Here is a 19,597-nt window from a genome sequence, read left to right as displayed (position 1 = left end):
CCGGGCAGGCTTGGCGGACGCTTTTCCCGCCAGGCCTGCCCGGCTTTGGCCTGCCTGGGGTGCCCGTAAGGGCCCCATGTCAAATCGAGCCGAACAGCACCGCCACCGCCCCGCCCAACCCAACCGTCACCCGCCCAACCCGAACCCAACCCTCACCCACGCAACCCAACCCGCCCCAACCCTCACGCGATCAACCCACCCCGAAACGCCACCAACGCCGCCTGCACCCGGTTCACCGCACCGATCTTGCCCAGCACCGACGACACGTACCCCTTCACCGTCGCCTCGGACAGGTGCAACGTCCCACCGATCTCGGCGTTCGACATCCCCTGTCCGATGAGGACCAACACCTCGCGCTCCCGTTCGGACAAAGACGCCAGCAACCGCCGAGCCGGCTCGGCCGCCCGTTCACCGTCGGCGACCGCCGCCAGCACCCGCGCCGCCACACCGGGGTCGAGCACCGCTCCGCCCAGCGCGAGGTCGCGCACGGCCCGCACCAGCTGCTCGGGCTCGGTGTCCTTGAGCAGGAACCCCGAAGCGCCCAACCGCAGCGCCTCCGACACGTACTCGTCCACGTCGAACGTGGTCAGCATGGCGATCTTCGGCGGGTCGGGGATGGCACGCAGCCTGCGCAGCGCCATCAACCCGTCGGACGACCGCATCCGGATGTCCAGCAGCACGACGTGCGGGCGGTGCCGGCGTGCCAGGTCGGCCACCAGGTGCCCGTCGTCGCACTCGGCCACGACCTCCATGTCGCCTGCGCTGCTGAGGATCATGCGAAGGCCGGACCGGACGAGGTCTTCGTCATCGGCCAGCATCACCTTGATCACGACGCCTCCCCGCGTTGGCGTTTCGTGTCCGTGCCCGCCCAGCCTCGTGCACGAACACGCAAGCTGACGTTAATTCCCCGTTATCTCACCACGGAAAGACGCGGGTTCAGCCTGTTCACAGTTGCCAGGAAATAACCGAGGTCAGCTCAGGACCTGCGCAACTTCCTGGCGCAGTCGCGGCAGCAGGGCGTAGAGCTTGTCGCCCGGGCAGAGGGTGTCCCGGTAGTCCCGGTGGCCCTGGATCGACGACGGCGGGATGCCGTACTGCTCGCACGTGTACACGCAGAACGACACCAGCGAGTCCCACTGCAACTTGGGCGGCTCCACGTCCATGTAGAGGCCTTCGTTCTCGATTCCGATGGCCGCGGTGTTCTGGCCGGGGCAGTGCGCGCCCACCACGACCCGGTCGCCGGCCCGCAACGCCGCCAGGCTGCCGTGCCTGCCCTCCATGAGGAACCCGCCGCGGCTGTTGGTGAAGTGCTGGCCGGAGTCGATCCAGCCGTTGGTGTCCATGTGGAGGTTCTGGATCCACCTGGCGTTGGCGTACGCCGCCGCCTGCGAGTAGTCGGTCACGTTCGCCGACGCGGTGTGGTGGATGAGGATCCGCACGGGCCGCTCGTTCACAACGCTCGTCGGCTGCGCCGGCGGCCTCGCGCCCCAGTCGGCGCAACTGCGGATGGGCAGGATGGGCGAACCAAGGGCCGGCGAGGAGCCCAGACCAACGAGCACCCCCGCGCCGGCGAGACCGGTGAGCAGCGATCGACGTCGCATCATGTTGACCTTTTTCCCAATATCAGGCCAATAGGTCAAGACTCCACACCCGGACGGGCGAAGACCACCAACCGCACCCACCTCAAACGCGAAGCTCTTTCGCGAATCCTTGACCAGCCAGTAACGTGCGTCACACGATCCCTGCCTGGAAGGAGCTTCGCGTCATGCGGAGAGCCGCCCGATCGCTAGCCGTGGTCGCACTCCTCACCGCCGCGGCCACCGTCCCCATCACGACCCCCACCGCCACCGCCACCGAGGTCAGGACCACCGCCTTCACCCCGGACGACCACTGCCTCGGCCAGTGCCACGACCTGCTGCCGCCCGGCCAGAACGGCAACGCCACCCTCGCCGAGATCCTGGCCCACCGCGCGCTCGGCACCCGTCCCGCGCACTCCGCCGACCAACTGGGCCGCTACGACTCCCTCGTCTCCGGCTACGGCGGCCTGACCAACGAGCAGCTGGGCACGTTCTTCAACGACGCCTCCTTCGGCGTCGCGGCCGACCAGGTCGAGAGCACCGTCAAACCGCGCGCCGACGTCACGATCGTCCGCGACAAGGCGCTCGGCATGCCGCACATCTACGGCACGACCCGCTCCGGCACGGAGTTCGGCGCCGGCTACGCCGCCGCGCAGGACCGGCTCTGGCTGATGGACCTGTTCCGCCACCTCGGTCGCGGCCAGCTGTCCGGGTTCGCCGGCGGCGCCGAGGGCAACCGGGCGTTGGAGCAGAGCTTCTACAACCAGATCCCCTACACCGAGGCCGACCTCCAGGCGCAGATCGACCAGGTGGCCGCGCAGGGCCCGCGCGGCGCGCAGGCGTTGCAGGACGTCAAGGACTACATCGCGGGCATCAACGCCTACATCGCCAAGTCCATCGCCAACCGCACGTTCCCGGGTGAGTACGTCCTGACCGGGCACGCCGACGCGATCACCAACTGGAACGACATCAAGCCGTTCCAGCCGACCGACCTGGTCGCGATCGCCGCCGTCGTGGGCGGGCTGTTCGGGGCGGGCGGTGGCGGCGAGGTGCAGAACGCCCTGGTGAAGCTGGCCGCGCAGAACAAGTACGGCGCCACCGTCGGCGACCAGGTGTGGCGGTCGTTCCGCGAGCAGAACGACCCCGAAGCCGTGCTCACCCTGCACGACGGCCGGCGCTTCCCCTACGGCACGACGCCCACCGCACCCCAGGGCGTGGCACTGCCGGACAACGGCGTCGTGACGCCCGAACCGATGGTGCACGACCAGACCACCACCGCGCACTCCACAGTGGACACGCCGCCGGACCTCAAGCCCCTCGAAGGCCTCTTCGCCGACGGCGTCCTCCCGCCCGACCTCCTCACCAAGAAGCACGGCATGTCCAACGCGCTGGCGGTGTCCGGCCGGCACACCGACACCGGCAACCCGATCGCCGTGTGGGGCCCGCAGACCGGCTACTTCGCGCCGCAACTCCTCATGCTGCAGGAACTGCACGGCCCCGGCCTGCGCGCACGCGGCGTGTCGTTCGCAGGCGTGTCGATGTACGTGCAGCTCGGGCGCGGCGTCGACTACTCGTGGAGCGCGACCTCGGCCGGCCAGGACATCACCGACACCTACGCCGTCGAGCTGTGCGAGCCCGGCAACGGCACGCCCACCGCCGCGTCGCTGCACTACCGCTACCACGGCCAGTGCCTGCCGATGGAACGCCTCGAGCGCAAGAACGCGTGGAAGCCGACCGTCGCCGACCCCACGCCCGCCGGCTCGTACACGCTCGTCATGCACCGCACCAAGTACGGCCTCGTGCAGAGCCGCGCCGCGGTCGACGGCAAGTTCGTCGCGTACACCTCGCTGCGCTCCACCTACCTGCACGAGGTCGACTCGATCATCGGCTTCCAGGAGTTCAACGACCCCGACGCGATCAAGTCGGCCGCGGACTTCCAGCGCGCGGCCGAGCACATCGGCTACGCGTTCAACTGGTTCTACGTGGACTCCCGCGACACCGCGTACTTCAACTCCGGCGCGAACCCCGTGCGCAAGGCGACCGTCGACCCGCACCTCCCGGTGAAGGCCGAGGCCGCGTACGAGTGGGAGGGCTGGGACGCCGACCGCAACACGGCCGCGTACACGCCGTTCGCGCAGCACCCGAACTCCGTCAACCAGGACTACTACATCAGCTGGAACAACAAGCAGGCGCTCGACTACTCCGCGTCCGGCTACGGCATGGGCTCGGTGCACCGCGGCGACCTGCTCGACGACCGGGTGCGCGCGCTCATCGCCCGCGGCAAGGTCACCCGGACCTCCCTCACCCAGGCCATGGCCGAAGCGGGAGTCGCCGACCTCCGCGCCGAACAGGTCCTGCCCGACCTCCTCCGCGTGATCGACACGACGCCGATCACCGATCCCGCCCTCGCCGCCGCCGTGACCAAGCTCCGCGACTGGCACCGATCCGGGTCGCTGCGCAAGGAGACCTCGCGCGGCAGCAAGGCCTACGCGCACGCCGACGCCATCCGGTTGCTCGACGCGTGGTGGCCGCGCCTGGTGGAGGCGCAGTTCAAGCCCGGCCTGGGCGACGCGCTCTACGGCCGGCTCACCGGCGCACTCCAGATCGACGAACCGCCTTCGGACACGCACGGCGCGGCTCCGCACAAGGGCTCGTCGTTCCAGAACGGCTGGTGGAGCTACGTCGACAAGGACCTGCGCGCCGTGCTCGGCGATCGCGTGGACGGCGCCCTGGGGGCCCGCTACTGCGGCAACGGGAACGTGGCGGCCTGCCGCCAGGTCCTGCTCGACACCCTGAACGCGGCCGCCGCCGTCCCACCGTCCACCGTCTACCCCGGCGACGACTCGTGCGCCGCCGGTGACCAGTGGTGCGCCGACACCATCATCCACCGCGCCATGGGCGGCATCACGCACGACAAGGTGCACTGGCAGAACCGGCCCACCTACCAGCAGGTCGTGCAGTTCCCGTCCCGTCGCGGCACGAACCTGGCGAACCTCGCCGCGGGCGCCGCGGCCACCGCCAGCAGCCACGAGCGCGGCTGGTTCAGCTCACCGCCGTCGCACGTCGTGGACGGCAAGCCGGACACCCGCTGGGCCAGCGACTGGTCCGACCAGCAGTGGGTGCAGGTGGACCTGGGCGCGACGCGCACCGTCGGCCGCGTCGTGCTTTCCTGGGAAGCGGCTTATGCCAAGACATATCGCATAGAACTGTCCACCGACGGCAGCACGTGGCGGACCGCGTACACGACTTCCGCGGGAGATGGTGGCCGGGATCTTGCGTCCTTCGCCCCTGATGCGGCACGATTCGTACGAATGACGGGTATCCAACGGGCCACCGGATACGGATACTCGATTTACGAACTTGAGGTCTACGCCTTGTAGACCGGCCCACAGGAAGACCCCGGTCCACCCCCAGGGACCGGGGTCTTCCGCTGTTCCGGGCCTGACCAGCGCCTACCTACCGCCGCCGCGCCGCCGCGACCAGCACCGCGTCCCGCGCCCCATCCCGCGCTCCGTCACGCACTCCACCCGGCACTCCGACCGCCGCGCCGCCGTCACCGTCACCGTGCGACGAACAGGTAGTTGCGCACGCGATCATCGATCCGGTCGACCTGGCGCCACGTGTCGCGGTGCCAGGCGTGCATCCGGTAGCCGCGTTCGGCGAGCCAGTCCTGCACGTCGCGCGCCCGGTAGCCGAATCGCGCCACGTGCCGTTCCTCGATCTCCAGGAGAAGTTTCGGTCGAAACCTCTCGATGGTCTCCGCTCCGCCTTCCAGCACGCGCAGTTCCGCGCCTTCCACGTCGGCCTTGACGAAGTCCAGCCGGTCGATGGCGTTGGCCGCGCGGAACCGGTCCAACGTGTCCGTGCGGACCAGCACCTCGAGGTGCTCGGCGAACTCGGCGTTGGAACCGAGGCCGTCCGCGCCGGCGGTGAGGAACGAGCGGCCGGTGACCGGTGTGCCGTGCCGGACCGGGACGCTCATGACCTGGCGGCCCTCGCTCACTCCCAGCGCGACGGAGTGCCGGACGATGTTGCGGCCCTCGCGCGGGCGCAGCAGGTAGGACAGCGCGGGGTGCGCGAACACCAGCGGCTCGATGCTGTGGACTGTCCCGTGTGGACCGACGAGGCGGGACAGCGAGACGGTGTAGAGGCCGAGCGCGGCGCCGACGTCGACGCACACGTCTCCGGGCCGCACCACCTCGCGCAGGCCGATCAACTCGGGTTCGACGAACGGCGTGAGCCGGGCGAGGACGCGCAACGCGCCAGCCACGGCCGCGCCGCGCACCTCGGTCAGGTTGTGGGTCACGAGGACCAGATTAGGGAATCACGTCAGGGGCTTGGCGCCGTTCTGGTTCTGCTGGAGCTGGGCGGGCAGGCCGACCTGCTCGGCGAACTCCGCGGCGACCGTCGAGCCGCCGTAGATGCCGAGCGCTTTGGCCAGGTGGAGGCGGACGTCGGCGCGGTGCCCGTCGTCCAGGCGGGGCAGGGCGCTCTCGAAGGAGGTGACGAGCGTGTCGGCCCAGTGCCGGTCGCGGCGCTGCGAGGCGATGCCGACGAGTTCGGCCAGGTGCCTGCTCAGCACCACCGCCTGCTCGACCTCGTAGCCGTTGCGGACGAGCCACCAGATGGTCGCGGTGGACAGGTCGGTCAGCACCTCGTCGCGCAGGTACTTGATCTCGGCGCGTTCGGCGTCCCGTTCGGCCTGGCGCATCGTGGTGGTCTGGAGCAGCTCGATGTGCTTGCGCGCCATCGCCAGGTCGTGCTCGTCCACGGTCAGCTCGACCGCGTCCGCGCGGGCCCACACGTGCGTGCCCTCGACCTGCCGTTCGGCCGCCAGTTCCGCGCCGAGCTGGTGCTGGAGCGGGGCGTGGTGGACGAGCATCGCCCGTTCGGTGAGGGCCTTGGCCCGGTGGATGACGTCGTTGACGGCGGCGCTGCGCGGTGCGTTGTGCCGTGCGCCCGTCGTCAGGTCCACGCGCCAGTGGATCGTCATCTTGGCGTGGAAGTCGAGCCCGTAGACCGCGCTGGGCAGCGGCGACTCGAACGGGTGTTGGTGGGAGGTCGAGGCCGGGACGAAGGTGTACTGCTCGGCGTTGGGGCGGGCGCGGAGCCGCCGCCACCACGCGCCGACGGAGCCCAGGGGGCCGGGACGGAAGTCAGGCCAGGGTCGGCTGCTCATGGGATGGCTTTCGTCGGAGGGGGATATGGCCCCTTCTGTACCTCACTGGACCGATGCGGAACAGGTGCGGTCGCCCACATCCCCCGGACAGCCGACCCGGTGAGGCCCACCCCCTAACCCAAGGTGCACGTTCCTAGGCCCACCGAGTGACAACCCCACCACCGGAAGCCGGATCCCCGACCGGGTACGCTCACCACCGCGCCCTCGTAGCTCAGGGGATAGAGCATCGGTTTCCTAAACCGTGTGTCGCAGGTTCGAATCCTGCCGGGGGCACTCACCTTTCGCCGGGTGAATCAGGCCCTGAGCTGCGGCAACGCGCTCGGGGCTTGATCTTTTTTCCGGCAGTAGCCGTCAGTCGGGGCCCGGCCCTTGGCGAACCCGGTTGGCTGCGGTCGTCGGGGTGGACACACTGAGCCGGTGAGAGATGACCCGCGCAGGTACGCGAACGGCGACGACATGAGATGGGCGCTGGTCGGCTACTCGGACCGGACGGAGGAGGCGGTTGGCGAGCACGTCGTCACGCGGGAGCAACTGATCCGGCTCCGGCCGTTCTTCGACGTGGCGGGCGATCTCTGGTTCGCCGACTCCTACCGGGTCTCGGCGGACGTCTGGCCCCATGTGCAAGCCTTGCTCCGGTGCGGACCGCCGGTCCCCGGGGTGAGCTACTTCGTCGAGGGATTCGCGACCGACCGTTGAACGCCGGCAGGCACCCGAGCGGAAGGTCCCCGGTCAAGGCGACCGAGGACCTTCGCGGGCTTGGTACGGGCGCGAACGGCGGGAAGTCCCGGTGGCCGTCGTCCGGTCGCCCGTCGTTGCAGCACCGGGATTGCAGCCGAGACCAGGGTAGCGGGGGCGGGCGTCAGCGGTTGTGGGTTCCCGGGGTGTGGCCGAAGGCGCGGCGGAAGACGTCGATGAACGCGCTGGTGGACGACCAGCCGCAGCGGTGGGCCACGGTGGTGACCGGGGTGTTCTCGGCCAGCAGGACGAGGGCGTGGTAGAGCCGCAGCTGGGTGCGCCACTGCGGGAACGTCATGCCCAGGTCCGCTTTGAAGAGACGGGTCAGCGTGCGGTCACTGGCGCCGACGACCGCTCCGAGGGCCGCCAACGTGCGGTTGTCCGCGGGGTCGGCCTGCAGGATCGCGCACAGCGCCGCCAGTCGGGGATCGGTCGGCACGGGCAGGTGGACCGGTTGCTGCGGCGCGACCCGGAGCCGGTCCAGCAGCACGGCGCGCAACCGTTGCCGCTCGGGCGAGTCGTCGTGCGCTGAGCCGGTGTAGGCGAGGATCAGCTCGCGCAGCAACGGGTCGACGGACAGCACGCCCGGCTCCACCAGCCCCAGCGGGTTGTCCGTCGCGGGCAGACCCACGAGGTGCAGTTCAAGTTCACCGTGCGCCTGATGGGCGTGCACGGTCCCGGCCGGCACCCAGACGGCGCGGTTGGCCGGCGCGACCCAGGACCCCCGGTCGGTCGTGATGGCCAGGACTCCCCTGGCGGCGTAGACGAGCTGGTGGTCGTCGTGCCGGTGCGCGTCGATCCCCGCGCCGGGGGCCAGGGTCCGTGCCTGGGTCGGCGCCCTGGGGTTGTGGCGGATTTCCGTCATCGAACGGCAGGTTATCGGAAGCGCGACACCTCCCTCGGTCACGAGCATGGCGTGGTGTCGCGCAGAAGATCGATCACCCTGCTCTCGGTCGGCCACGCGTGCGTCGACGTCTACCAAGGCGCGGTCGCCTCGCTCGTGCCGTTCTTCGTCGCCGAACGCGCCTACGGCTACGCAGCGGTCTCGGGCATCGTGCTCGCGGCGTCCCTGCTGTCCTCGGTGGCACAACCGCTCTTCGGCGCGCTGACCGACCGGTGGGCCCTGCCGTGGCTGCTGCCCGTGAGCACCGTGCTCGCCGGGCTCGGCATCGCGCTCAGCGGCCTCAGCGGTTCCTACGCGCTGACGCTGGCGTTCGTGGCGGTGGCCGGGATCGGCGTCGCCGCCTACCACCCCGAGGCCGCCCGCACCGCGCGAGCCGTCAGCGGCGGCAGCCACACCGCGATGGGCTGGTTCCTCCTCGGCGGCAACCTCGGGCTCGCCGCCGCACCCGTCCTGGTCGCCGCGGTCGTGGCCGTCGGCGGGCTGCGGTGGTCCCCGCTGCTCATCGTCCCGGCCCTCGCCGGCAGCGTGCTGTGCCTGCCCGTCCTGCGCGCGCTCGCCGACCCCGTCCGCACCACCCCGACCGCGGCAAGCCACCGCGCCGGCGACGACAAGGCCTCGTTCCTGAAGCTGTCCCTGGCCGTGGTCTGCCGGTCCGTCGTGTTCGTCGGCCTCAGCGCGTTCATCGCGCTGCACGCCCAGCAACGGACCACCGGCGGCACGGCGGCAGGCACCGCCGCGCTGGTCCTGCTCTACCTCGGCGGGGCCGCGGGCACCGTCGTGGGCAGCAGGCTCGCCAACCGCTGGGACCGGATCACCATCGTGCGGTGGTCGTACCTGATCACGGTCGGCGCCGTCGCGGGTGTCGTGCTCGTCCCCGGCCCGGCCCTCTACCCCTGTGTCGCCCTGGCCTCCGCGGGCCTCTACGTCCCGTTCTCCCTGCAGATCACGCTCGCCCAGGACTACCTGCCCAGCCGCGTCGGCACGGCGAGCGGCGTCACCCTCGGCCTGACCGTCAGCATCGGCGGCATCACCAGCCCCCTCATCGGCACGCTCGCCGACCACACCTCGCTGAGGACGGCGCTCACCCCGCTGATCGTCCTGCCCGCCCTCGGCTGGCTCGTGATCCGCACGCTGCGCGAACCCACCGCCCTGGACGCCGCGACCGGCCCGGAGGTCTTTCCGGACCGGTCGTCGGCGGGCTGACCGAGGGTCAGGACCGGTTCTTGAGCCGGCGGCTCAGCTCGGCCACCAGCTGCTGATCCGTCAGCGCGCCCGGATCGGGGCTGGACACGCCCTTCAGGTCCGCCTCCTCCGCGGTGATCAGCTTCGCGGCCACCATGACTTCCAGCGGGCTCATGCCGAACGCCTTGGCCACCACGCGGGCGGTGTCGAGGTTCGGGCGCTCGCCCTTGCGCCACGCCGTCAGCCTGCTCCGGTCGAAGCCGGTCTTGTCGGTCAGTTCTCCGGTGCTCATCCCGCGGTCGTCCATCTGCTTCTGGACGAAGTCCGACCAGGACGAGTCCGCACTCTCGGCTTTGGTCACCCCGACATGGTACGTGCGCGCACGCAACGTTGGTTGGGCACTCCCCCCAGGTAGCCGCTGACCTGCACGTTGTCCACGCACAACATTAGTTGCGCATACAAAACGAACTGCCTAGCGTTGTGGCCTCACAACATGCGTTGGGCGTGCACAACACGAGGCAGGCCATGCCGTACACGATCAAGCTCCGCACCGATGTCTTCACGAAAGCCGCACGGCTCGCCGGGTTCCGCTCGGACTACGCGCTGGCCAAGGCGATGGACGTCAACCGCTCCACCGTCGCGCGCGTCCTCGGCGGCGACCTCCAGCCCGGGGCGGCGTTCATCGGCGGCGCGTTGACGGCACTCGCGCCGATGCAGTTCGACGACCTCTTCGAGATCGCCCCCGGCCAGCGGTGATGACGGTGCGTGGTGCGCGCGGGTGACCCGGTCCGCCGACAGTCGGCCACTTCCAGCGGTGTGCGGTCTCACCCGTCTGGTTGACACTCGTGATCAAGTGACGTCGCGGGGCGATGAGACCAGGGGTCGGTTCGGCACGGGAACGCGGAAGGACGGCACGAGGTGAGCGACGAGCCACGGCACGAGGTCGCGCGGTTGCGCCGGGAACTGCGGACCACCGGGCACGACTGGTTCGACGCGCACCGGGACGAGCTGCCGGCGACGCTGCGCGCCGCGCTGGCCGAGCCGGAGGCCGCCGTCGCGCTGTTCGCCGACGTGTGGCCCGCGCTGCCCGCCGACGTGGACGAGGCGTGGTCGCGCGACCTGCTCGACGTCGGCGCCGAGCTCGCCGCCGCGCTGCCCACGTCCCTCTTGCTGGCCACCGGCTTCCGCCGGGCCGCGGCGCACTTACGCGGGCGGGGAGCGCTCCGCCTCGCCGCCGTCGCCGGCATGCGCGAACTGGCGGTCCACCGCCTCCGCGACGACGACCCGGACGCCGCCGCGGGCGCGTTGCACGACCTGGCCGCCACCTATCGCGCCGAGGGCCGGATGCACAAGGTCATCGGGTGCGCCGACGAGGCGCTCGAGTTCTACCTGCTGCACGACGACCGGCCCGGCGCCGCGCGGGCGCTGGCCCACCTCGGCGAGTTGATGATCGAGGTCGGCCGGTTCGACTCCGCGATCAAGTACCTGTCCCGGGCGGACAAGATCCTCGAAGACCTGCCCGACCCAGTTGAACGCGCCCGCACCCTGACCGCGCTCGGCCGGGCGCTGTGGCTCTCCGGCGACCGCGCCGTCGCCCACCGGCGGTTCAACCGGGCGCTCGCGCTGCTCATCGGCGTCGACGACGACGCGGCGCAGCGCGTGCGCGACCTGGTGGCCGGACTGGAGTCAGTCGCGGAACCAGTGCAGCAGGGCGACGCCGACCTGGATCAGCAGGCCGACCACGAGGCGGACCCGCGGCAGGCCCCGTGAGCGGTGGCGTCGGCGGCGGCAGTGCTGCCGGCGGCAGCCGGTGCGGCGGCATCGGGGGGACGGTTCGTCGGGGAGTGCGCTCATCGTCGTCGTCGCGTCTCTTTCCGGGTCGTCGGACGGTGGTCAGGCGGTGGTGTCGGGGTGGTCGGCCAGCAGGCGCAGCACGTCGCGGCACAGGAACACCCGGCGGTAGGGCAGGAACTCCCACGGGACGAGCACGCCCAGCTCGACCAGGCGGGCGGTGAGGTCGGTGGCGGCCTTCGCGGAGACGCCGTAGCGCGTGCGCAGCGACCGGTTGTCGACCACGGGGAAGCCGATCAGCTCCGCCGCCACCAGGGGCAGCTTCCCCTTGCGCGGCAACCGGGCGGCGTACTCGGCGGCCAACTCCTCCAGGTGACCGATCAGCCGCAGCTGCGCCAGCGCCTGGTCGCGGACGGCGGTCGCGAAGAACTCGACCCAGCGGTCCACCCGGCCGGTGTCGACCACCGCGCGGAGCTGCCGCTGGTACTCGGCCAACGCGGTGTCCAGCCACACCGACAGCGGCAGCACCTGGTCGCGCACCAGCCCGCACCGCACCATCTCCAACGTCGAGAACGTGCGCGCGACGTGCCCGTTGGCCGTGGGGAACGGTTGCAGCACCTCCAGCTGGTAGTGCGCGAGCGCGACCTTGGCGATCCGCGGCTGCTCGTCCTCCTCGCGCACCCACGTCGACCACTGCTCCAGCAGCGCCACGAGGTGCGCGCCGGTCGCGGTCAGCAGGTAGGCCCGCGCGTCGCTGACGCCCAACCGGCCGGGCGCGTCGCGCAGCACGTCCGCCAGGCGGCGGCCGGGCGTGCCGCCGGTCATGATCGCGGCGACCTCGCCGACCACCTCGGCGTCGACCGCCGCGCCGTCGCGGACCCGCGCCAGGCCGTGGTCGTACGCCCGCAGGAACGGCGCCACCAGCTGGGACGGCGCGGCGCTGTCGGTCGGCGGCGCCCCGTCCTGCGACGCCAGCAGGTCCGCCGCGAACGTCTCGCGCAGACCGACTGCGACACCGGACAGCCCGGCCGAGCTGTTCGCGTCGCGGACCTGCGTCGCCCGGACGAGCGCGGGCCGGACGTTCGGCCGGCCCGCCGCCTCGTCCAGCCGGCCGAGCGCGTGCTCGGCCTCGGCGCACCGGCGGTAGGTCGACACCGGCAGCTGCAGGTCCGAGGGCAGCGGCGGTGGCAGGTAGGCGCCTTCGCGCCGGAGTGCTTCGGGGATGCCGGGCAGGTGGGGCACCGGCGACCACTGCCCGTCAGGCAGAGGGCGGAAATTCATGGGCGGAAGACTTCCACGACGGCCGACGCCTTGGCAAGGCATTCTTCAACCGATGTGAAGTCAGCAAGCCCTTCACTACACATCCATCCGGATAGCTCGATTAGGCCATTCGAGTCAACACTTTGGTCGACGTCCGCAAAATTACGGATCACCACCCACGATCGGGACATATGACCAGCTCAGGACCCATGCTAGCGCCATTCGATCACGACCGTCGGCGATTCCCGCACGCTCGGCCGGGAGCTGCGTTATTCCACCCGACGCGACCAAGCCGGAAAACGATCACGGCATCGTGTCACGTTCCGAAATGGACCACTGGTCTCCCTGAACCGCAATTTCATCCAATCGGGTGGCGACGAGCCCAGAGCCACCACGCACCGCCGTGGCACCAGCCGGGCTTGCGTTGGCACCACAGTGGTGCCATAGTGGTGCCATGGACTTGACGCCGTACGTCGACAACCTCCGCCGGGAGCTCGCCACCGCCGCCGAGGCGGGCGGCGCGGAGGCACGGGCACTGGCCGAACGACTCGTGGCCCCGCTGGAGTCAGCGGTGCGGTTGACGCTGCTGGAAGCCCTTTCCACGGCCGTGGACGAGATCACCCGCGACCTCGCGCCGGGATCGGTCGACGTGCGGCTGCGTGGCCGTGACCCCGAGTTCGTCGTCTCGGTGCCGGATGATGCCACGCCGAGCCAAGGTGATGCCACGGAGCTGCCACCGGTGGTCTCCGAGGAGGGTGCGGTCGCGCGGATCAACCTGCGGCTGCCGGAGCACCTGAAGCTCCGGGTCGAGGAGGCCGCGAGCCGCGAGGGCGTCTCCGTCAACGCCTGGCTGGTGCGGGCCGCCGCGGCCGGGCTCGGGCACGGCGGTCGACCGGCGGGCCGCTCCGCCTCGCGCCAGAGCTACACCGGCTGGGTCCGCTAGCCACACCGGCACCGCAACCCGTACCAGGCCCACGACCAGCGCAAACGCCGACCAGACACACTCCCAGGGGACAGCCATGCCTTCTTTCGCCACGCCCGAGACCATCACGCTCGACCTCGACATCGTCGCCGGCAGCGTCCTCATCACCGCCTCCGACCGGGACGACACCGTGGTCGAGGTCGAGCCCGCCGACGCGGACAACGGCAAGGACGTCACGGCCGCCGAGGGCACCTCGGTCGACTTCGCCGCCGGCCGCCTCACCGTCCGGACACCCAGGTCCCGCAGCATCTTCGGCAAATCCGGCACGGTCGACGTGGTGGTGCGGCTGCCCGCCGGCTCGCACGTCGTCGCGCACGGCTCGCTCGCCGACTTCCGCGCCGAGGGCGCGTTGGGCGAGTGCCGCTTCAAGACCTCCGCCGGCCACATCAGGCTCCAGGGCACGGCCGCGCTCAAGGCCGCCACCTCCCACGGCGACGTGGCGGTCGAGTCGGTCACCGGCCGCGCCGAGCTGTCGACCGGCTCCGGCGAGCTGCGCGTCGACCGGCTCGACGGCTCCGGCACCGTGAAGAACTCCAACGGCTCGACCCGGATCGGCGAGGTCACCGGCGACGTGCGGATCGGCGCCGCCAACGGCGACATCTTCGTCGGCCACGCCGCCGGGGACGTGCACGCCAAGACCGCCAACGGCCGCATCCGCCTCGACGAGGTCGTGCGCGGCACGGTGGTCATGGAGACCTCGGCCGGCGAGCTGGAGGTCGGCATCCGCGAGGGCACGGCCGCCTGGCTCGACGTGCGCGCGATCACCGGCCGCGTGCGCAACGAGCTGACTAGCGCCGACGCCCCGGGCGAGGCCGAAGAGCGGGTCGAGGTGCGCGCTCGCACCTCCCTGGGGGACATCGTCATCCACCGCGCGTAAACACAACACCATTGGGGGACAACGACAATGTGGGACACCAACCCGCAGCAGTTCTGGCTGCGCGGAGAACGACCCGAGCACGCGGTCGAGTACGACGAGCAGCTCGGCTTCTGGAACGTCTACGGCCATCCCGAGTCCGTCGAGGTCCTCGGCGACTGGGCCCGGTTCTCGTCCGACACCACGCGGCTGTTCCCGGTGGACGACGCGTCGCTGACCGAGGGCAACATCATCCAGATCGACCCGCCCGAGCACCGCCAACTGCGCCGCCTGGTCAGCCACGCGTTCACGCCGAAGGTCGTCGCCGACCTCGAACCGCGCATCACCGAGCTCACCGGCGAACTGCTCGACGACGTCAGCGGCGACGACTTCGAGCTGGTCCGCGACCTCGCCTACCCGCTGCCGGTGATCGTGATCGCCGAACTGCTCGGCGTGCCGAGCAGCGACCGCGACCTGTTCAAGGTGTGGGTCGACAAGATGTTCGAGAGCACCAACCAGTTCTCGCTCAAGGACGACCAGGCCAAGCAGCGCGAAGAGCTGCGCGACAGCGTCGAGGCCATCCGGCCGCTGATGGACTACCTCGGCGAGCACGCCGCGCAGTGCCGCCGCTCGCCGCGCCCCGGCCTGCTCAACGACCTCGTCCAGGCCGAAGTGGACGGTGAGCGCCTGACCGACGCGCAGGTGGTGAACTTCGCGGCCGTCCTGCTGGTGGCGGGCCACATCACCACCACGATGCTGCTCGGCAACACCGTGCTGGCCCTCGACGCGCACCCGGACCAGTTCGAGGAGGTCCGCCGGGACCGCGCGCTGATCCCGGCCGCGATCGAGGAGTCGCTGAGGTTCCTCACCCCGTTCGCGGTGCTCGCCCGGGTCACGAACAAGCCCGAGACGCTCGGCGGCGTCGAGATCCCCGCCGACCAGCTGCTGATGCTGTGGGTCGGCGCGGCCAACCGGGACGCGCGCCAGTTCGCGAACCCCGACGTCCTCGACGTCACCCGCGACCCCAACCCCCACCTGGGCTTCGGCCGCGGCGTGCACTTCTGCCTCGGCGCGCCGCTGGCGCGGCTGGAGGGGCGGCTCGCGCTGGACGTCCTGCTCGACCGCTTCCCGAAGCTGCGCACGGACCCCGACCGGCGGCCGACGTTCATGCCGTCGCCGAACCTCACCGGCGTGCGGTCCCTGCCGCTGCTCACCGACTAGAAGGAGACGACCATGGCGATCACCGCCACCGGTCTGCGCAAGTCCTACGGCGACCACGTCGTGCTCGACGGCCTCGACCTGCGCGTCGAGCCGGGCACGGTGTTCGCCCTGCTCGGGCCCAACGGCGCGGGCAAGACCACGACCGTGCAGATCCTGTCGACCCTCATCACCGCCGACGGCGGCCGGGCGGAGGTCGCGGGCCACGACCTCGCCCGCGACCCGGCCGGCGTCCGCGAGGCCATCGGCGTCACCGGCCAGTTCTCCGCCGTGGACAACCTGCTCACCGGCGAGGAGAACCTCCGGCTCATGGCGGACCTCGCCCACCTGGACCGCCGGGACGGACGACGCCGCACCGCCCGGCTGCTGGAGCAGTTCGACCTCCTCGAGGCGGCGAAGAAGCCCGTCTCCACCTACTCCGGCGGCATGCGCCGGCGCCTCGACCTGGCGATGACGCTGGTCGGCGGGCCAAAGCTGATCTTCCTCGACGAGCCGACCACCGGCCTCGACCCGCGCAGCAGGCACGCCATGTGGCAGGTCATCCGCGGCCTGGTCGCCGACGGCGTCACGATCTTCCTCACCACCCAGTACCTGGAGGAGGCCGACGAGCTCGCCAACCGGATCGCCGTGCTCAACGGCGGCCGGCTCGTCGCCGAGGGCACCGCGGCCGAGCTGAAGCGGCTGATCCCGGGCGGGCACGTGCGGCTGCGGTTCGCCGACGCGCACACGCTCGACCTCGCCGCCAAGGCGATCGGCGACGCCACCCGCGACGACGAGGGCCTGACCCTCGACGTGCCCGGCGACGGTGGCGTGCACCAGTTGCGGGCCCTGCTCGACCGGCTCGACGACGCCGCGGTCGACGTGCAGGACCTGTCCGTGCACACGCCGGACCTCGACGACGTCTTCTTCGCCCTGACCACCGAGAGGACCGTGCTGCGATGAGCACCATGGCCATCCGCGACACCACCACCATGCTGCGCCGCAACCTGCGGCACATGCAGCGCTTCCCGATGATGTCGATCGGCACGATCGGCATGCCGGTGGTGATGATGCTGCTGTTCGTGCACGTCTTCGGCGGCTCGCTCGACACCACGATCGCCGGCGGCGCGTCCTACGTCGACTACCTGGTGCCCGGCATCCTGGTGATGGCCGTCGGCGCCGGCGCCGCGTGGACGTCGGTGAACATCAACACCGACATGGGCGAGGGCATCATCGCCCGGTTCCGCACCATGGCGATCTCCCGCTACTCGGTGCTGACCGGGCAGGCGCTGAGCAGCCTGCTCAACACCGTCCTCAGCCTGGCGCTGGTGGTGGGGGTGGCCCTGCTCAACGGGTTCCGCCCGTCGGCGGGCCTCACCGGCTGGCTCGCCGCGGCCGGGCTGCTGGTGCTCATCGCGTTCGCGTTCACCTGGCTGGGCATCGCGTTCGGCATGGGCGCGAAGACGGTGGCCGGCGCCAACAGCTCCGCGCTGCCGCTGCAGTTCCTGCCGTTCGTCAGCAGCGCGTTCGTGCCGACCGACTCGATGTCGAGCGGGCTGGCGTGGTTCGCCGAGCACCAGCCGTTCACGCCGATCACCGACACCCTGCGCGGGCTGCTCATCGGCACGCCGATCGGCGACAGCGGGTACTGGGCGGTCGGCTGGTGCCTCGTCCTCAGCGCCGTCGGGTACGCGAGGGCCCGGGTCCTGTTCAACCGCGACCCGTCGCGCTGAGCCCTGGTCCGACGAGGCCCCGCCCTGGCCGACGGGCGGGGCCTCGTCGTTGATCGAACGCGTGTTCGATCCGTCCACAACTGGGGACAACCCTGTGGACAACTCAGTTCTTGCTGGTCAGAGCCTGTGCATGGGTGAGCAGTTCGTCCACCGACCACTGGTCGTACGCGTGTTGTCCACGCTTCTCCGCGACGACCTCGCCGTCCGGCGCGATGAGGAAGTCGGCGGGCAGGCCGAGCCGCCCGCCCTCCGGCTTGGGCAGCGGGCGCCGACCGCGCAGCACCGGGCCGAGGTCGCGCACGACGCCGCGCACGATCGCGCCCCACGCGCGCGGGTCGAGCACCGAGCGCGGCGCGGACTCCACGCCGAACTCCACGTACAGCCGCTTCTCCGGGTCGCCGACCACGGCGAACGGCAGGTCCGCGGCGTGCGGGCGCAGCTCGGCCGCCGAGGAGTGGAACACGACCACCTCGGTGACGCCGTGCGCGGTGATCTCGTCGTGCCGCTGGACGATCGACCGCAGGTGCAGGTTGCACACCGGGCAGCCGGCGAAGCGGCGGAACTGCAGGTGGACCAGGTTGCGCGGGTCGGGCACCCGCACCGTGCCACCGAGCACGGCTTCCCACTCACGTGCGCTGACCTTCACGGCATCCCCCTCGACGTAAGCGTGCGGTGTACGCCTACGCAAGTTATGCGCGTAACTTGTACGCTGTCAAGGCGATGCCCCGCCCCAAGTCGTTGACCAGATCCGCGCTCGCCGCCGCCACGCTCGCCGTCCTGGACCGGGACGGGCTGGCGGCGTTGTCGATGCGCGCCGTCGCCGCCGAGCTCGGCATGGGCACGATGTCGCTGTACCGGTACGTCGCCGACCGCGACGAGCTGGAAGCGCTCGCGGTCGAGCAGGCGATGTCCGGAGTGGACACCGTGCCGCCGAAGGCGTTGTGGGACAAGCAGCTCGCGGTCCTGGTCGAACGGGTCCGCGCGGCGATCGCCGCGCACCCCAACGCCGTGCCGCTCACGATGGCGCACCGCCACCGGTGCCCGAGCCTGCTGCGCTGGGCGGAGGCCGTGCTGGTGGTGCTGACCGAGGCCGGGTTCACCGGGGAGCAGCGGGTCTTCGCCCTGCGCGCGCTGCTGAGCTACCTCATCGGCGCGACCGAGACCGAGCACCGCAGCCCGCTGTCGGGCCTGGGCACCGACGCGATGTCCCGGATGGGCGAGGAGTACCCGCTCCTGGCCGAGACCGCGGGCACCGCCCGGGTGATCCCGCCGGACATCGAGTTCCGCCGCGGCCTGGACGTGGTGCTGAGCGGCCTGCGCCGCCCGTGAACCGCCACCCCCGCCCGGGGAGTGGCCAGTGCGGAGGCCGAAGCCGACCTCGGCCTCCGCACCGAACGCGACGAACACGGAGTTGCGCTCCGAGCGTGGTGTCGACGCCTTGTCCGGCGCGGAGTCGACTCCCGCTGCGTCTCCAGGTCAGGTTCGCCGGTGAGAGGGCTCTCCCCTCTCGTCCCGTCCACCACCGCGGATGTGGACGGGAAGCCTTCACGCGGTCCGCTCGTCCTCGTCGGGCAGGTCGAGCAGCTCTTCGAGCACGTGCGTGGCCGGACCGCGACGGCGCCACGAGAAACGGCTCGGCGACAGGACGTTCACCTCGTCGGCGGGCATCCGCATCGCCACCGCGTCGTCCTCGTTGTGCAGTCGCACGACGTCGATCACCGCGTCGTGCGCCCGCACCCCCACCACCGCCGCCAGTTCTCCCCTGGCGTCGCGAGGGTGGAGGAACTGGAACCCCCGCGCGATCAACTCGCGAAGCTGGAACGTCGTCCGCGAGGGGTGGTCAGTCGACGAGGTCATCGAACTCCCCGTCCCGGGCCCCGGCCACGAACGCGGCCATCTCCGCTCGCGTGTAGACGAGCGCGGGGCCTTCGGGGAACCGGGAGTTGCGCATCGCGATCTCGCCGCCGTCGACCACGGCGAACTCGACGCAGTTGCCGATCGCGTCGCTGTAGGAGCTCTTGGTCCACGTGACGCCGTTCAGGTCGGCCGCGGACATGCCGTTGTGAACCTTGGTGGCCATCGACTCACCTTCCGAGCCAGAGATGCATCTGCACGTGCATCCGGTTGTGCACGGACCGTAGCACCGGCTGGTGCACGGGTAAATGCACGTGCAGATGCAGAGCGTGAATCCCACCCGGTCGGAC

21 protein-coding genes and 1 tRNA gene are annotated in these 19,597 nt (G+C 71.0%); 12 read left to right on the top strand and 10 right to left on the bottom strand.

The window, feature by feature from the left end:
* Positions 1-182: 182 nt before the first annotated feature.
* Positions 183-830, bottom strand: coding sequence for a response regulator (locus tag ABTZ99_RS33960; RefSeq protein WP_230572793.1), 648 nt, complete (start codon positions 828-830; stop codon positions 183-185).
* Between the two features lie 141 nt (positions 831-971).
* Positions 972-1,439 (bottom strand): peptidoglycan recognition protein family protein, encoded by a 468-nt coding sequence (locus ABTZ99_RS33955; RefSeq protein WP_498781264.1) that lies wholly within the window; start codon positions 1,437-1,439, stop codon positions 972-974.
* Positions 1,440-1,765: 326 nt separating this feature from the next.
* On the opposite strand from ABTZ99_RS33955, the gene ABTZ99_RS33950 reads away from it, so the two are divergent.
* Entirely contained in the window at positions 1,766-4,957 is a 3,192-nt protein-coding gene (locus ABTZ99_RS33950; protein ID WP_499617167.1) for a penicillin acylase family protein, read from the top strand.
* A gap of 179 nt (positions 4,958-5,136) precedes the next feature.
* Here ABTZ99_RS33950 and ABTZ99_RS33945 read toward each other — a convergent pair whose 3' ends face one another.
* Positions 5,137-5,883 carry an FkbM family methyltransferase gene (locus ABTZ99_RS33945; RefSeq protein ID WP_498781260.1) on the bottom strand — a complete coding sequence of 249 codons (747 nt, stop codon included), beginning with the start codon at positions 5,881-5,883 and terminating at the stop codon, positions 5,137-5,139.
* 18 nt (positions 5,884-5,901) lie between these two features.
* Positions 5,902-6,756 (bottom strand): hypothetical protein, encoded by an 855-nt coding sequence (locus ABTZ99_RS33940; RefSeq protein ID WP_498781258.1) that lies wholly within the window; start codon positions 6,754-6,756, stop codon positions 5,902-5,904.
* A gap of 200 nt (positions 6,757-6,956) precedes the next feature.
* On the opposite strand from ABTZ99_RS33940, the gene ABTZ99_RS33935 reads away from it, so the two are divergent.
* Both ABTZ99_RS33935 and ABTZ99_RS33930 read left to right on the top strand, forming a co-directional pair.
* Positions 6,957-7,029 (top strand) — tRNA-Arg (locus ABTZ99_RS33935).
* Positions 7,030-7,173: 144 nt separating this feature from the next.
* Positions 7,174-7,452 carry a hypothetical protein gene (locus ABTZ99_RS33930; protein WP_499617163.1) on the top strand — a complete coding sequence of 93 codons (279 nt, stop codon included), beginning with the start codon at positions 7,174-7,176 and terminating at the stop codon, positions 7,450-7,452.
* Positions 7,453-7,615: 163 nt separating this feature from the next.
* Here the strand turns inward: ABTZ99_RS33930 and ABTZ99_RS33925 are convergent, their stop codons facing one another.
* The gene (locus tag ABTZ99_RS33925; RefSeq protein ID WP_499617161.1) at positions 7,616-8,356 is read right to left on the bottom strand and encodes an AraC family transcriptional regulator; all 741 of its coding nucleotides are present in this window, start codon (positions 8,354-8,356) and stop codon (positions 7,616-7,618) included.
* 54 nt (positions 8,357-8,410) lie between these two features.
* On the opposite strand from ABTZ99_RS33925, the gene ABTZ99_RS33920 reads away from it, so the two are divergent.
* Positions 8,411-9,598 carry an MFS transporter gene (locus ABTZ99_RS33920; protein WP_499617158.1) on the top strand — a complete coding sequence of 396 codons (1,188 nt, stop codon included), beginning with the start codon at positions 8,411-8,413 and terminating at the stop codon, positions 9,596-9,598.
* Between the two features lie 7 nt (positions 9,599-9,605).
* Here ABTZ99_RS33920 and ABTZ99_RS33915 read toward each other — a convergent pair whose 3' ends face one another.
* Positions 9,606-9,938, bottom strand: a complete 333-nt coding sequence (locus tag ABTZ99_RS33915; protein WP_499617155.1) for a helix-turn-helix domain-containing protein — start codon at positions 9,936-9,938, stop codon at positions 9,606-9,608.
* Positions 9,939-10,102: 164 nt separating this feature from the next.
* Between ABTZ99_RS33915 and ABTZ99_RS33910 the strand changes: the two genes are divergently transcribed.
* Positions 10,103-10,333, top strand: coding sequence for a transcriptional regulator (locus tag ABTZ99_RS33910; protein ID WP_498781332.1), 231 nt, complete (start codon positions 10,103-10,105; stop codon positions 10,331-10,333).
* Between the two features lie 162 nt (positions 10,334-10,495).
* Complete coding sequence (locus tag ABTZ99_RS33905; RefSeq protein ID WP_499617152.1) at positions 10,496-11,347, top strand: tetratricopeptide repeat protein; 852 nt, start codon at positions 10,496-10,498, stop codon at positions 11,345-11,347.
* Between the two features lie 123 nt (positions 11,348-11,470).
* Here the strand turns inward: ABTZ99_RS33905 and ABTZ99_RS33900 are convergent, their stop codons facing one another.
* On the bottom strand, positions 11,471-12,649 hold the full coding sequence (locus ABTZ99_RS33900; RefSeq protein WP_499617149.1) for a Fic family protein: 1,179 nt from the start codon (positions 12,647-12,649) through the stop codon (positions 11,471-11,473).
* A gap of 433 nt (positions 12,650-13,082) precedes the next feature.
* Here ABTZ99_RS33900 and ABTZ99_RS33895 point away from each other — a divergent pair, with 433 nt between their 5' ends.
* From ABTZ99_RS33895 to ABTZ99_RS33875, 5 genes are all read left to right on the top strand, one after another.
* Entirely contained in the window at positions 13,083-13,571 is a 489-nt protein-coding gene (locus tag ABTZ99_RS33895; protein ID WP_498781236.1) for a toxin-antitoxin system HicB family antitoxin, read from the top strand.
* Positions 13,572-13,647: 76 nt separating this feature from the next.
* Positions 13,648-14,487 (top strand): DUF4097 family beta strand repeat-containing protein, encoded by an 840-nt coding sequence (locus ABTZ99_RS33890; RefSeq protein ID WP_498781330.1) that lies wholly within the window; start codon positions 13,648-13,650, stop codon positions 14,485-14,487.
* 27 nt (positions 14,488-14,514) lie between these two features.
* A complete protein-coding gene (locus ABTZ99_RS33885; protein WP_499617144.1) occupies positions 14,515-15,684 on the top strand; it encodes a cytochrome P450 in 1,170 nt (389 codons plus the stop codon).
* A gap of 12 nt (positions 15,685-15,696) precedes the next feature.
* A complete protein-coding gene (locus tag ABTZ99_RS33880) occupies positions 15,697-16,623 on the top strand; it encodes an ATP-binding cassette domain-containing protein (protein WP_498781234.1) in 927 nt (308 codons plus the stop codon).
* A complete protein-coding gene (locus tag ABTZ99_RS33875; protein ID WP_499617140.1) occupies positions 16,620-17,393 on the top strand; it encodes an ABC transporter permease in 774 nt (257 codons plus the stop codon). The genes ABTZ99_RS33880 and ABTZ99_RS33875 overlap by 4 nt, the downstream gene beginning before the upstream one ends.
* 103 nt (positions 17,394-17,496) lie before the next feature.
* Here ABTZ99_RS33875 and ABTZ99_RS33870 read toward each other — a convergent pair whose 3' ends face one another.
* Positions 17,497-18,039 (bottom strand): peroxiredoxin-like family protein, encoded by a 543-nt coding sequence (locus tag ABTZ99_RS33870; protein ID WP_498781232.1) that lies wholly within the window; start codon positions 18,037-18,039, stop codon positions 17,497-17,499.
* Between the two features lie 74 nt (positions 18,040-18,113).
* Here ABTZ99_RS33870 and ABTZ99_RS33865 point away from each other — a divergent pair, with 74 nt between their 5' ends.
* Positions 18,114-18,722 carry a TetR/AcrR family transcriptional regulator C-terminal domain-containing protein gene (locus tag ABTZ99_RS33865; protein WP_499617135.1) on the top strand — a complete coding sequence of 203 codons (609 nt, stop codon included), beginning with the start codon at positions 18,114-18,116 and terminating at the stop codon, positions 18,720-18,722.
* Positions 18,723-18,938: 216 nt separating this feature from the next.
* Here ABTZ99_RS33865 and ABTZ99_RS33860 read toward each other — a convergent pair whose 3' ends face one another.
* On the bottom strand, positions 18,939-19,250 hold the full coding sequence (locus ABTZ99_RS33860; RefSeq protein WP_230569898.1) for a hypothetical protein: 312 nt from the start codon (positions 19,248-19,250) through the stop codon (positions 18,939-18,941).
* The gene (locus tag ABTZ99_RS33855; RefSeq protein ID WP_498781227.1) at positions 19,234-19,473 is read right to left on the bottom strand and encodes a DUF397 domain-containing protein; all 240 of its coding nucleotides are present in this window, start codon (positions 19,471-19,473) and stop codon (positions 19,234-19,236) included. The genes ABTZ99_RS33860 and ABTZ99_RS33855 overlap by 17 nt, the downstream gene beginning before the upstream one ends.
* Positions 19,474-19,597: the final 124 nt, after the last annotated feature.

It is taken from the genome of Actinosynnema sp. NPDC002837 (genome assembly GCF_040295345.1).
In the GTDB taxonomy this organism is placed as follows: Bacteria; Actinomycetota; Actinomycetes; order Mycobacteriales; family Pseudonocardiaceae; genus Actinosynnema.
This window is presented reverse-complemented; position numbering and strand designations above follow the sequence as displayed.

Bases quoted from the DNA above. Each gene is read 5' to 3' on its own strand.
- ABTZ99_RS33890 (WP_498781330.1), top strand. From the start codon at position 13,648: ATGCCTTCTTTCGCCACGCCCGAGACCATCACGCTCGACCTCGACATC.
- ABTZ99_RS33925 (WP_499617161.1), bottom strand. From the start codon at position 8,356: ATGACGGAAATCCGCCACAACCCCAGGGCGCCGACCCAGGCACGGACC.
- ABTZ99_RS33875 (WP_499617140.1), top strand. From the start codon at position 16,620: ATGAGCACCATGGCCATCCGCGACACCACCACCATGCTGCGCCGCAAC.
- ABTZ99_RS33855 (WP_498781227.1), bottom strand. From the start codon at position 19,473: ATGGCCACCAAGGTTCACAACGGCATGTCCGCGGCCGACCTGAACGGC.
- ABTZ99_RS33895 (WP_498781236.1), top strand. From the start codon at position 13,083: ATGGACTTGACGCCGTACGTCGACAACCTCCGCCGGGAGCTCGCCACC.
- ABTZ99_RS33885 (WP_499617144.1), top strand. From the start codon at position 14,515: ATGTGGGACACCAACCCGCAGCAGTTCTGGCTGCGCGGAGAACGACCC.
- ABTZ99_RS33940 (WP_498781258.1), bottom strand. From the start codon at position 6,756: ATGAGCAGCCGACCCTGGCCTGACTTCCGTCCCGGCCCCCTGGGCTCC.
- ABTZ99_RS33900 (WP_499617149.1), bottom strand. From the start codon at position 12,649: ATGAATTTCCGCCCTCTGCCTGACGGGCAGTGGTCGCCGGTGCCCCAC.
- ABTZ99_RS33950 (WP_499617167.1), top strand. From the start codon at position 1,766: ATGCGGAGAGCCGCCCGATCGCTAGCCGTGGTCGCACTCCTCACCGCC.
- ABTZ99_RS33860 (WP_230569898.1), bottom strand. From the start codon at position 19,250: ATGACCTCGTCGACTGACCACCCCTCGCGGACGACGTTCCAGCTTCGC.
- ABTZ99_RS33910 (WP_498781332.1), top strand. From the start codon at position 10,103: ATGCCGTACACGATCAAGCTCCGCACCGATGTCTTCACGAAAGCCGCA.
- ABTZ99_RS33880 (WP_498781234.1), top strand. From the start codon at position 15,697: ATGGCGATCACCGCCACCGGTCTGCGCAAGTCCTACGGCGACCACGTC.
- ABTZ99_RS33865 (WP_499617135.1), top strand. From the start codon at position 18,114: ATGCCCCGCCCCAAGTCGTTGACCAGATCCGCGCTCGCCGCCGCCACG.